Below are 12,923 nucleotides of genomic sequence, written 5' to 3' on the forward strand. Positions count from 1 at the left end.
TGATGTTTTTAAGTCAGGAAGATTTTGCCACGGTAGTGCGTTCCACTCCGCTGATCTCAATCGATTTGATCGTGGAGAACGAACGCGGCGAGTTCTTGCTGGGGAAACGAACCAATCGTCCTGCACAGGGCTTCTGGTTCGTGCCCGGCGGGCGCGTGCAGAAGGATGAGACGCTTACCGATGCGTTTGAGCGTCTCACTCTGGCGGAACTGGGCCTGCAACTGCCGATGGCAGCAGGCCAGTTTTACGGGGTCTGGCAGCACTTCTATGACGATAACTTTTCAGGCACCGGGTTCACCACGCACTACATCGTGCTGGGGTTCCGCCTGAAGGTGAGTGAGGCAGACCTGCGTCTGCCTGATTCTCAGCATGACGATTACCGCTGGTTAACGCCAGAGGCGCTGCTGGCAAGCGACAACGTCCATGACAACAGTCGGGCGTACTTCCTTGCGGAACGTCAGGCCGAGGTGCCAGGTCTATGAAAATCCTCGTCTACGGAATTAACTACTCGCCGGAGCTTACCGGTATCGGGAAATACACCGGCGAGATGGTCGAGTGGATGGCGAGCCAGGGACATGACGTGCGGGTGATTACTGCCCCGCCGTATTACCCGGAGTGGAAGGTAGGCGAACGCTATTCCAGCTGGCGCTACCGCCGCGAAGAGGGCGCCGCGACCGTCTGGCGCTGCCCGCTCTACGTGCCGAAACAGCCCTCGACGCTGAAACGTTTAATTCATCTGGGCAGCTTTGCCCTGAGCAGTTTCTTCCCGCTGATGGCGCAGCGTCGCTGGAAGCCGGATCGCATCATCGGCGTGGTGCCGACGCTGTTCTGTACGCCAGGCATGCGCCTGCTGGGCAAACTCTCCGGCGCGCGCACCCTGCTGCACATTCAGGATTATGAAGTGGACGCCATGCTCGGGCTGGGGATGGCCGGGAAAGGCAAGGGCGGCAAGGTGGCGAAGCTCGCCAGCGCCTTTGAGCGCAGCGGCCTGCACAACGTGGATTACGTCTCGACCATTTCGCGCTCAATGATGAACAAGGCGCAGGAGAAGGGCGTCCCGGCGGAAAAAATGATCTTCTTTCCGAACTGGTCCGAAGTGGCGCGCTTCCGCGATGTGACAGACCAGGATGCGCAGGCGTTACGCGCGCAGCTCGGGTTGCCTGCTGAGCAAAAAATCATTCTTTACTCAGGCAACATCGGCGAAAAACAGGGGCTGGAGAGCGTGATTGACGCCGCGCTTCAGCTGAGCGAACACCCGTGGATGTTCGTGATAGTCGGGCAGGGCGGCGGTAAAGCGCGGCTGGAAAAAATGGCCAGCGAGCGCGGACTGACCAACATCCGCTTCTTCCCGCTTCAGTCTTATGACGCGCTGCCCGCGCTGCTGAAAATGGCGGATTGCCATCTGGTGGTGCAAAAACGCGGCGCGGCGGATGCGGTGCTGCCGTCCAAGCTGACCAACATTCTGGCAGTGGGCGGAAACGCGGTGATTACGGCAGAAGCCGCAACAGAATTAGGCCAGCTGTGCAACACCTACCCGGGCATTGCCGTTTGTGTGGAGCCGGAATCGGTTCCTGCGCTGGTGACCGGAATTGAGCAGGCACTCGCCATGCCAAAAGAGAACACGGTGGCACGTGAATATGCCGAACGCACGCTCGAGAAAGAGAACGTGCTGAGCCAATTTATTGCAGATATACGGGGATAAATCATGAGTCAAACCACTTTGTATCCGGTCGTAATGGCGGGTGGATCCGGGAGCCGGTTGTGGCCACTGTCCCGCGTGCTTTATCCAAAACAATTTCTGTGCCTGAAAGGCGACCTCACCATGCTGCAAACGACGGTTAACCGTCTGCACGGCGTGGAGTGTGAAAGCCCGGTGGTGATCTGTAACGAACAGCACCGCTTTATCGTTGCCGAGCAGCTGCGCCAGCTGAACAAACTGACCGAAAATATCATTCTGGAACCTGCCGGACGCAACACGGCGCCTGCCATTGCCCTCGCGGCGCTGGCGGCAAAACGCAGCAGCCCGGACTGCGACCCGCTGATGCTGGTGCTGGCGGCTGACCACGTCATCCAGCAGGAAGAGGCCTTCCGCGACGCGGTACGCGCCGCGATTCCTTACGCTGAGAACGGCAAGCTGGTGACCTTCGGCATCGTGCCGGATCTCCCGGAAACCGGCTATGGCTACATTCGCCGCGGCAGCGTTACGCCTGGTGAAGGCGACAGCGTGGCCTTTGACGTGGCGCAGTTTGTCGAAAAACCGAATCTGGAAACCGCGCAGGCGTACGTGGCCAGCGGGGAATACTACTGGAACAGCGGTATGTTCCTGTTCCGCGCCGGTCGCTACCTGGAAGAGCTGGAAAAATATCGCCCGGATATCTTGCGCGCCTGCGAAAAAGCGATGGCGGTGGTGGATCCGGATCTCGATTTTATCCGCGTGGACGAAGAAGCCTTCCTCGCCTGTCCGGAAGAGTCCATTGACTATGCGGTAATGGAACGTACGGCAGATGCGGTAGTGGTACCGATGGATGCGGGCTGGAGCGACGTCGGCTCCTGGTCGTCACTGTGGGAGATCAGCGCGCATACCCCGGAGGGTAACGTCCATCACGGGGATGTGATCAGCCACAAAACGGAAAACAGCTACGTCTACGCCGAATCTGGCCTCGTCACCACGGTAGGGGTGAAGGATCTGGTGGTCGTGCAGACCAAAGACGCGGTGCTGATTGCCGACCGTAATGCCGTGCAGGACGTTAAAAAAGTGGTGGAGCAGATCAAGGCCGATGGCCGCCACGAACACCATATTCACCGCGAAGTCTACCGCCCGTGGGGCAAATATGACTCCATCGACGCCGGCGAGCGTTACCAGGTGAAACGCATCACCGTGAAGCCGGGAGAAGGGCTGTCGGTGCAGATGCACCATCACCGCGCCGAACACTGGGTGGTGGTGGCGGGGACCGCCAAAGTGACCATCGACGGTGAAGTGAAGCTGCTCGGTGAAAACGAGTCCATTTATATTCCGCTGGGGGCGACGCACTGTCTGGAGAACCCGGGGAAAATTCCGCTCGACTTAATTGAGGTGCGTTCCGGCTCCTATCTGGAAGAGGACGACATCATCCGCTTCCAGGATCGCTACGGGCGCGTGTAGCACTCCGCATCATGCCCGGTGGCGCTGCGCTTTCCGGGCCTACGAATGACAAAAATAAATTTGGCCATTACATGGTCAGGGCCAACTGTTGCCTGAAAAAGGGGTCATCATGGAAAAATTAACCTGTTTTAAAGCCTACGATATTCGCGGCAAGCTGGGCGAAGAGCTGAACGAAGACATTGCGTGGCGCATCGGCCGCGCGTACGGCGAATACCTGAAACCAAAAACTATCGTGCTGGGCGGCGACGTGCGTCTGACCAGCAAATCCCTGAAGCTGGCGCTGGCGAAAGGGCTACAGGACGCGGGCGTCGATGTGCTGGACATTGGCCTTTCCGGTACCGAAGAGATCTATTTTGCCACCTTCCACCTGGGCGTGGACGGCGGTATCGAAGTGACGGCCAGCCATAACCCGATGGACTACAACGGCATGAAGCTGGTGCGCAAGGGCGCGCGTCCTATCAGCGGTGACACCGGCCTGCGTGACGTGCAGCGTCTGGCCGAGGCCAGCGACTTCCCGCCGGTGAATGAAGCCACACGCGGCAGCTATAAGCAGATTAACCTGCAAAAAGAGTACATCGACCACCTGCTGGGCTACATCAACGTGGCGAACCTCAAACCGCTGAAGCTGGTGATTAACTCCGGCAACGGCGCGGCAGGCCCGGTTGTCGATGCACTTGAAGCACGCTTTAAGGCGCTGAACGTGCCGGTGACCTTCGTCAAAGTGCACAACACGCCTGACGGCAACTTCCCGAACGGTATTCCTAACCCGCTGCTGCCGGAGTGCCGCGACGACACCCGCAACGCGGTGATTGAGCACGGCGCCGATATGGGTATCGCCTTTGACGGCGATTTCGACCGCTGCTTCCTGTTCGACGAGAAAGGGCAGTTTATCGAAGGCTACTACATCGTTGGCCTGCTGGCGGAAGCGTTCCTCGAGAAAAACCCGGGGGCGAAAATCATTCACGATCCGCGTCTTTCCTGGAACACCGTCGACGTGGTGAAGGCCGCGGGCGGCGAGCCGGTGATGTCCAAAACCGGCCACGCGTTTATCAAAGAGCGTATGCGTGAGGAAGACGCCATCTACGGCGGCGAGATGAGCGCCCACCACTATTTCCGTGATTTTGCCTACTGCGACAGCGGGATGATCCCGTGGCTGCTGGTGACTGAGCTGCTGTGCCTGAAAGGGAAGAGCCTGGGCGAACTGGTGCGCGACCGCATGGCGGCGTTCCCGGCGAGCGGGGAGATCAACAGCAAACTGGCGCAGCCCGCTGAGGCCATTGCCCGCGTAGAGCACCACTTTGCCATTCATGCGCTGGAGATTGACCGTACCGACGGTATCAGCATGGCGTTCCCGCAGTGGCGCTTCAACCTGCGCTCCTCCAATACCGAGCCGGTGGTGCGCCTGAACGTGGAGTCCCGCGCCGATACCGCGCTGATGGAAGCCCGAACGAAGGACATTCTGGCGCTGTTGAATCAGTAAAAAGAAAACCTTACCCCTCACCCTAACCCTCTCCCCAAAGGGGAGAGGGAACTTGAACACCCTCTCCCCTTTGGGGAGAGGGCCGGGGTGAGGGGCGAGGGGTAAGGTTTAGAACTAAAGGAACAACGATGACAAATCTAAAAAAGCGCGAACGAGCGAGAACGAATGCATCGTTAATCTCTATGGTGCAGCGTTTTTCTGATATCACCATCATGGTCGGCGGACTGTGGGCGGTGTGTTGGGTCAGCGGGCAGTCGTTCTTATACATGCACTTGCTGATGGCGTTGATTGCGCTGGTGGTGTTTCAGATGATCGGCGGCATGACCGATTTCTATCGTTCATGGCGCGGCGTCAAAATGACCACCGAACTGATGCTGCTGCTCCAGAACTGGACCTTAAGCCTGGTTTTCAGCGCAGGGCTGGTGGCGTTCAGCCATGATTTTGATAACCGTCTTGTGACCTATCTCTGCTGGTATCTGTTAACCAGCATTGGCATGGTGGTCTGCCGCTCGCTGATCCGCTTTGGCGCGGGCTGGCTGCGCAACCGCGGGTATAACCGTCGCTTCGTTGCCGTGGCGGGCGACCTGCCGGTGGGGCAGGTGCTGCTCGACAGCTTCCGCAAAGAGCCGTGGTTAGGTTTTGAAGTGGTCGGGATTTATCACGACGCGAAGCCCGGCGGCGTGCCGTCCGACTGGGCAGGTAACTACGAACAGCTTATTGACGATGCGAAAGCCGGCAAAATTCATAACGTCTACATCGCCATGCAGATGAAAGATGAATCCCGCATCAAGAAACTGATGCGCGAGCTGGCGGATACCACCTGCTCGGTGATCCTCATCCCGGATGTCTTCACCTTCAATATTCTCCACTCCCGTATTGAAGAGGTGAACGGGGTACCGGTTGTTCCACTGTACGACACGCCGCTGTCGGGGATTAACCGCGTGCTGAAGCGCGTGGAAGATATCGTCCTTTCGTCCCTGATCCTGCTGCTCATCTCCCCGGTGCTGTGCTGCATTGCGCTGGCGGTGAAGCTCAGCTCGCCGGGGCCGATCATCTTCCGTCAGACCCGCTACGGCATGGACGGTAAGCCGATCATGGTGTGGAAATTCCGCTCTATGAAGGTGATGGAGAACGACAAGGTGGTGACCCAGGCGACGCAGAACGATCCGCGCGTCACCCGCGTGGGCAACTTCCTGCGCCGTACCTCGCTCGATGAGCTGCCGCAGTTCATCAACGTGTTCACCGGCGGGATGTCCATCGTCGGGCCTCGTCCTCACGCCGTGGCCCATAACGAGCAGTACCGCACCCTGATTGAAGGCTACATGCTGCGCCATAAGGTGAAGCCAGGCATCACCGGCTGGGCGCAGATCAACGGCTGGCGCGGCGAGACCGACACGCTGGAAAAAATGGAAAAACGTATCGAGTTCGATCTGGAGTACATCCGCGAGTGGAGCCTCTGGTTCGATATCAAGATTGTTTTTCTGACCATTTTCAAAGGCTTCGTGAACAAAGCGGCGTACTAAGATGAGCTTACGAGAAAAAACCATCAGCGGCGCGAAATGGTCAGCCATGGCCACCATAGTCATCATTGGCCTCGGCCTGGTGCAGATGACGGTGCTGGCGCGCATTATCGATAACCACCAGTTTGGTCTGCTGACCGTCTCGCTGGTGATTATCGCCCTGGCCGATACGCTGTCGGACTTTGGTATCGCCAACTCCATTATCCAGCGCAAAGAGATCAGCCATCTGGAGCTGACCACCCTCTACTGGCTGAACGTCGGGCTGGGTATCTTCGTCTTTGTGCTGGTGTTCCTGCTGAGCGATGTGATTGCCGGCGTGCTGCATAACCCGGACCTGGCGCCGCTGATGCGCACCCTGTCGTTCGCTTTCGTGGTGATCCCGCACGGGCAGCAGTTCCGCGCGCTGATGCAGAAAGAGCTGGAGTTCAACAAAATCGGCATGATTGAAACCAGCGCCGTACTGGCGGGCTTTACCTTCACTGTGGTCAGCGCCCATTTCTGGCCGCTGGCGATGACCGCCATCCTCGGCTACCTGGTTAACTCTGCCGTGCGCACGCTGCTGTTTGGCTTATTTGGCCGTAAGATTTATCGCCCGGGGCTGCATTTTTCGCTGGCGTCTGTTTCATCCAACCTGCGCTTCGGCGCGTGGCTGACGGCAGACAGCATTATCAACTACGTGAATACTAACCTCTCCACGCTGGTGCTGGCGCGCATTCTGGGCGCGAGCGTCGCGGGTGGCTACAACCTGGCGTATAACGTCGCGGTTGTCCCGCCGATGAAGCTCAACCCTATCATTACCCGCGTGCTGTTCCCGGCGTTCGCCAAAATTCAGGACGATACCGAAAAGCTGCGCGTGAACTTTTACAAGCTGCTCTCCGTCGTGGGGATCATCAACTTCCCGGTGCTGCTGGGGCTGATGGTGGTCGCCAGCAATTTCGTACCGCTGGTGTTTGGCGAGAAGTGGAACAGCATCATCCCGATCCTGCAACTGCTGTGCGTCGTGGGGCTGCTGCGCTCGGTGGGGAACCCGATTGGTTCTCTGCTAATGGCGAAGGCGCGCGTGGATATCAGCTTCAAGTTCAACGTGTTTAAAACCTTCCTGTTTATTCCGGCAATTATTGTGGGCGGCCACATGGCGGGCGCCATTGGCGTGACGCTCGGCTTCCTGCTGGTGCAAATCGTCAATACCGTGCTGAGCTACTTCGTGATGATCAAACCGGTGCTGGGCTCCAGCTACCGTCAGTACATCCTCAGCCTGTGGCTGCCGTTCTATCTTTCCTTACCGACGCTTGCGGTGAGCTACGGCCTGGGCGTGGTGCTCAACGGGCATCTGCCGCTGGCGGCGCTGCTTGCGGTGCAGGTCGCGGCAGGCGCACTGGCGTTCGCCGTGATGATTGTGCTGTCACGCAATGCGCTGGTGGTCGAGATGAAGCGCCAGTTTTGCCGTAACGAAAAAATGAAAACGCTGCTTCGCGCAGGCTAATTTTACGAGGCCATTATGAAATTACTTATTCTTGGCAACCATACCTGCGGCAACCGTGGCGACAGCGCCATCCTGCGCGGTTTACTGGATGCAATTAACACCCTTAAGCCTGAGACAGAAGTGGATGTGATGAGCCGTTATCCGGTCAGCTCATCCTGGTTACTGAACCGCCCGGTGATGGGCGACCCGCTCTACAGCCAGATGAAACAGCACAACAACGCCGCGGGCGTGATGGGGCGCGTGAAGAAAGTGCTGCGTCGCCGCTACCAGCATCAGGTGCTGCTTTCTCGCGTGACCGACACCGGCAAGCTGCGCAACATTGCCATCGCGCAGGGCTTTACCGATTTTGTTCGTCTGCTGTCCGGCTATGACGCCATTATTCAGGTGGGCGGTTCGTTCTTCGTCGATCTCTACGGCGTGCCACAGTTTGAGCATGCACTTTGTACGTTCATGGCGAAAAAGCCGCTGTTTATGATCGGCCACAGCGTCGGGCCATTCCAGGATCCGCAGTTTAACCAGCTGGCGAACTATGTCTTCGGCCACTGCGATGCGCTGATCCTGCGTGAATCGGTCAGCCTCGACATGATGAAGCGCAGCGAAATCGACACCACCAAAGTGGAGCACGGTGTGGACACCGCCTGGCTGGTGGATCATCAGGATGACAGTTTCCAGGCCAGCTACGCGGTACAGCACTGGCTCGACGTGGCGGCAAAGCAGAAAACCGTCGCCATTACCCTGCGTGAACTTGCGCCGTTCGATAAACGCCTCGGCACGACCCAGGCGGCGTACGAGAAAGCCTTTGCCGATGTGGTGAACCGCGTGCTGGACAGCGGTTACCAGGTGCTGGCGCTTTCCACCTGTACCGGTATCGACAGCTACAACAAAGATGACCGTATGGTGGCGCTCAACTTGCGCAACCTGGTGAACGATCCGTCCCGCTATCACGTGGTGATGGACGAGCTGAACGATCTGGAGATGGGCAAGCTGCTCTCCGCCTGCGACCTGACCGTGGGCACGCGTCTGCACTCGGCCATTATCTCGATGAACTTCGGCACGCCAGCCATCGCCATTAACTACGAGCACAAGTCTGCGGGCATTATGCAGCAGCTCGGTATGCCGGAAATGGCCGTCGATATTCGTCATCTGCTGGACGGATCTCTGGGGGCGATGGTGGGCGACACGCTCGGCCAGCTGCCTGCGATCAACGAACGTCTGGCGGTGGCGGTAAAAGCCGAACGCGAAAAAGGTATTGGCATGGTGAAATCCGTACTCGACCGCGTCCGGGAGGGGAAATGAAGGTTGGTTTCTTCTTACTGAAATTTCCGCTGTCGTCTGAAACCTTTGTGCTGAACCAAATCACCGCGTTTATCGATATGGGGTATGACGTGGAGATTATCGCACTGCAAAAGGGCGATACGCAAAACACCCATGCGGCGTATACCCGGTATGGGCTGGAGGCGAAAACCCGCTGGTTGCAGGATGAACCCACCGGACGAATGAACAAACTGCGCCATCGCGCCAGCCAGACGCTGCGCGGCCTTCATCGCGCCTCGACGTGGCGGGCGCTGAATATGTCGCGCTATGGGGCGGAGGCCCGCAACCTGATCCTTTCCGCCATTTGCGGGCAAACGGCCCAGCCGTACCGGGCCGATGTCTTTATCGCCCACTTTGGCCCGGCGGGCGTAACTGCGGCAAAACTGCGTGAGCTGGGGGTGATTGACGGCAAAATCGCAACCATTTTCCACGGTATCGACATCTCCAGCCGGGAAGTACTGAACCACTACACGCCGGAATATCAGCAGCTGTTTCGCCGTGGCGACATGATGCTGCCAATAAGCAACCTGTGGGCCGGACGCCTGAAAACCATGGGGTGCCCGAGCGAGAAAATCACCGTTTCACGCATGGGCGTGGATATGGAACGTTTCACTCAGCGACCGGTCAAGGTGCCGGGCAAGCCGCTGCAAATTATCTCTGTTGCCCGCCTGACCGAAAAGAAAGGGCTGCACGTAGCCATCGAAGCCTGTCGTCAGCTGAAGGCGCGCGGCGTGGACTTCCACTACCGCATCCTGGGCATCGGGCCGTGGGAGCGTCGCCTGCGCACGCTGATTGAACAGTATCAGCTGGAAGACGTGGTCGAGATGCCGGGCTTCAAGCCGAGCCACGAAGTGAAAGCCATGCTTGATGACGCGGATGTGTTCCTGCTGCCTTCCGTAACCGGCGCCGACGGCGATATGGAAGGTATTCCCGTGGCGCTGATGGAGGCGATGGCGGTCGGCATTCCGGTGGTCTCGACCCTGCACAGCGGGATCCCTGAGCTGATCACCTCTGAGCATTCCGGCTGGCTGGTCCCTGAAAACAATGCGCTGGCGCTGGCGGATCGTCTGGCTGCGTTCAGTGATATCGATCAGCAGACGCTGATCCCTGTGCTGCAAAATGCGCGGCAAAAAGTTGAAGCAGAATTTAATCAGCAGGTGATTAATCGCCAGTTAGCGAGCCTGCTGCAAACGCTGTAACGCTGAGGTTGTATGCTGAAAAAGATTACCCGACGCCGATTTGTCTCTTCTTTATCCGTCCTGGCTGCCATGCCACTGCTGTCGCCCCGCGCTGTGCGGGCGGCAACCGGGAAGACGGTTTCTGTCGATCGCTACAACAATAACGACTGGATCGCCGCCTTTAAGCAGGCATTTACCGAGGGCGATACCGTTGTTGTTCCCGCCGGGTTAACCTGTGAAAACATCAATACCGGCATTTTCATTCCTGATGGCAAAACCCTGCTGATCCGCGGTGCGCTGAAGGGCAACGGCCGCGGGCGGTTTGTGCTCCAGGAAGGCTGTAAGGTCATTGGGGAAGGAGAGGGGCGCACGCATAACATTACGCTGGACGTGCGTGGCTCCGACTGTGTCATTAAAGGGCTGGCGATGAGCGGCTTCGGCCCCGTCACCCAGATCTACATCGGCGGTAAAAAGCCGAGAGTGATGCGTAACCTGCTTATCGATCGCATTGCCGTGAGCCAGGCCAACTACGCCATTCTGCGCCAGGGTTTTCATAATCAGGTGGACGGTGCGCGCATAACCAACAGTAAATTCAGCCATTTGCAGGGTGACGCGATTGAGTGGAACGTGGCGATTAACGACCGTAACATCCTGATCTCTGACCACGTGATCGATAACATCAACTGCACAAACGGCAAGATCAACTGGGGGATAGGCATTGGGCTGGCTGGCAGCACGTACGACAATGACTATCCGGAACAGCAGACCGTTAAAAACTTCGTGGTGGCAAATATCACCGGCAGCAACTGTCGGCAGTTGGTCCATGTTGAAAACGGTAAACACTTTGTGATCCGTAATATCAAGGCCAGCAATATTACTCCCGACTTCAGTAAAAAGGCTGGAATTGATAACGCGACGGTAGCTATTTATGGCTGTGATAATTTCGTTATTGATAATATCGATATGGTGAACAGCGCCGGAATGTTAATCGGGTATGGCGTGATCAAGGGCGATTATCTGTCGATACCGCAAAACTTCAAACTTAACGATATTCGCCTGGATAACCGACAGCTTGCCTATAAGCTGCGCGGGATACAGATTTCCTCCGGCAATGCCACCTCGTTTGTTGCCATCACCAACGTCAACATGCAGCGGGCAACGCTTGAGCTGCACAACAAGCCACAGCACCTTTTCTTGCGTAATATCAACGTGATGCAGGAGTCAGCGACGGGACCAGCGCTTAAGATGAACTTCGACTTGCGCAAAGACGTGCGTGGGAAGTTTATGGCCAAAAACGAGACGCTGTTGTCGCTCGCGAACATAAAAGCGGTTAATGAAAAGGGGCAGAGTTCGGTGGATATTGATCGGGTCGATCAACACGTGGTGAATACGGAACGGTTGAATTTTGCGCTGCCGCACAGGTGATGGTGGAAGCCTTAGGCGTATGCGATTCAATCTGATGTAACCCCTAAAAATTTGTTACTGAATTCAGCGGTTTTAAGGTTTATAATCCATGGCATTACTTTGCAATATTCAGTTTATCAATAACGGTGCCTCAGGGAAGAACGCGATTACCGGGGGGTTGCCAAACACACATAACGCATTGAGTGGTGTATGAACGATAAGGTTTTGTTTATTGGCGCATCTGGTTTTGTCGGGACTCGATTGATCGAAATTACTCGGAATGAGTTTGACGTTACTAACTTTGACAAACAGCAGAGTCATTTCTACCCGGACATCACCGTTTCTGGTGATGTTCGTAATCAGGAGCAACTCGATAAGGCGCTTGCTGGATTTGAGACTGTCGTGCTGCTCGCTGCTGAACACCGTGATGACGTAAGCCCAACATCGCTCTACTATGATGTAAACGTGCAGGGTACGCGTAACGTTCTGTCTGCTATGGAAAAAAATAACGTTAAGAACATTATTTTTACCAGTTCTGTGGCCGTGTATGGCCTTAACAAAGTGAACCCTGACGAATCCCATCCGCACGATCCTTTCAACCATTACGGCAAAAGCAAATGGCAAGCGGAAGAAGTTCTGCGCGAGTGGTTTAATAAAGCTCCAGAGGAAAGATCCCTGACAATTGTCCGGCCTACGGTCATCTTTGGTGAGCGTAACCGTGGCAATGTGTACAACCTGCTTAAACAAATTGCAGGGGGTAAATTCGCCATGGTAGGCGCTGGAACCAACTATAAGTCAATGGCTTATGTCGGTAACATTGTTGAATTTATCAAATTTAAGCTGGCAAATGTTAGACCGGGTTACGATGTCTATAACTATGTAGACAAACCAGACCTGAATATGAATCAGCTAGTTTCAGAAGTTGAGAAGAGTCTCAGTAAAAAAATCCCTTCAGTTCATCTCCCTTATCCGCTTGGAATGTTAGGTGGGTATTGCTTTGATATTCTTAGCAAAGTTACCGGAAAGAAATATGCAATTAGTTCTGTGCGCGTGAAGAAATTCTGTGCAACTACACAGTTTGACGCGACCAAGGTACACAGCTCTGGATTTAAAGCGCCTTATACCTTATCTCAAGGTCTGGACCGTACGCTAAAGTATGAGTTCGTTCATGAGAAGAAAGATGACATCACGTTTGTATCTGAATAATGCCTCAAAGGTTGCGATTTGTCGGAAATAGAGGGCTGTGCGATTTTCGCGACAGGGTTTCCGATAATTCTGGGTCACACTTAATGCATACTCATGTTTAGTAATGTGAGTTTTAGCGCGAAACGTGATTTGCATAAGGCGTAGTAGACTTCTTGATCGGGCAATTTTCCTGATTAGGTCTATACTTCGTCAACCA

10 protein-coding genes are annotated in these 12,923 nt (G+C 56.0%); all 10 read left to right on the forward strand.

Features of this window, described 5'->3' with window-relative positions:
- The first annotated feature begins 2 nt into the window (after window positions 1-2).
- Window positions 3-482 carry a GDP-mannose mannosyl hydrolase gene (locus tag SK58_RS10160; protein WP_065186924.1) on the forward strand — a complete coding sequence of 160 codons (480 nt, stop codon included), beginning with the start codon at window positions 3-5 and terminating at the stop codon, window positions 480-482.
- Window positions 479-1,702: a colanic acid biosynthesis fucosyltransferase WcaI gene (gene wcaI, locus SK58_RS10165; RefSeq protein ID WP_048219787.1), complete on the forward strand. Its 1,224-nt coding sequence runs from the start codon at window positions 479-481 to the stop codon at window positions 1,700-1,702. Before SK58_RS10160 ends, wcaI begins: the two co-directional genes overlap by 4 nt.
- A gap of 3 nt (window positions 1,703-1,705) precedes the next feature.
- Window positions 1,706-3,142: a mannose-1-phosphate guanyltransferase gene (gene cpsB / locus SK58_RS10170; RefSeq protein ID WP_017693088.1), complete on the forward strand. Its 1,437-nt coding sequence runs from the start codon at window positions 1,706-1,708 to the stop codon at window positions 3,140-3,142.
- Window positions 3,143-3,251: 109 nt separating this feature from the next.
- Window positions 3,252-4,622 (forward strand): colanic acid biosynthesis phosphomannomutase CpsG, encoded by a 1,371-nt coding sequence (gene cpsG / locus SK58_RS10175; RefSeq protein WP_048219789.1) that lies wholly within the window; start codon window positions 3,252-3,254, stop codon window positions 4,620-4,622.
- 128 nt (window positions 4,623-4,750) lie between these two features.
- A complete protein-coding gene (wcaJ, locus tag SK58_RS10180) occupies window positions 4,751-6,145 on the forward strand; it encodes an undecaprenyl-phosphate glucose phosphotransferase (protein ID WP_006811236.1) in 1,395 nt (464 codons plus the stop codon).
- A gap of 1 nt (window position 6,146) precedes the next feature.
- Window positions 6,147-7,625, forward strand: a complete 1,479-nt coding sequence (gene wzxC / locus SK58_RS10185) for a colanic acid undecaprenyl disphosphate flippase WzxC (protein WP_047731857.1) — start codon at window positions 6,147-6,149, stop codon at window positions 7,623-7,625.
- Between the two features lie 15 nt (window positions 7,626-7,640).
- The gene (gene wcaK / locus SK58_RS10190; protein WP_006811234.1) at window positions 7,641-8,921 is read left to right on the forward strand and encodes a colanic acid biosynthesis pyruvyl transferase WcaK; all 1,281 of its coding nucleotides are present in this window, start codon (window positions 7,641-7,643) and stop codon (window positions 8,919-8,921) included.
- Window positions 8,918-10,138 carry a colanic acid biosynthesis glycosyltransferase WcaL gene (gene wcaL, locus SK58_RS10195; protein ID WP_017383280.1) on the forward strand — a complete coding sequence of 407 codons (1,221 nt, stop codon included), beginning with the start codon at window positions 8,918-8,920 and terminating at the stop codon, window positions 10,136-10,138. The genes wcaK and wcaL overlap by 4 nt, the downstream gene beginning before the upstream one ends.
- Before the next feature lie 12 nt (window positions 10,139-10,150).
- Window positions 10,151-11,542 (forward strand): colanic acid biosynthesis protein WcaM, encoded by a 1,392-nt coding sequence (gene wcaM, locus SK58_RS10200; protein ID WP_032654200.1) that lies wholly within the window; start codon window positions 10,151-10,153, stop codon window positions 11,540-11,542.
- Window positions 11,543-11,731: 189 nt separating this feature from the next.
- Window positions 11,732-12,727: an NAD-dependent epimerase/dehydratase family protein gene (locus tag SK58_RS10205; RefSeq protein WP_045339090.1), complete on the forward strand. Its 996-nt coding sequence runs from the start codon at window positions 11,732-11,734 to the stop codon at window positions 12,725-12,727.
- Window positions 12,728-12,923 lie beyond the last annotated feature (196 nt).

It is taken from the genome of Enterobacter sp. BIDMC93 (assembly GCF_001037805.1).
Taxonomy (GTDB): Bacteria; Pseudomonadota; Gammaproteobacteria; order Enterobacterales; family Enterobacteriaceae; genus Enterobacter; species Enterobacter hormaechei_C.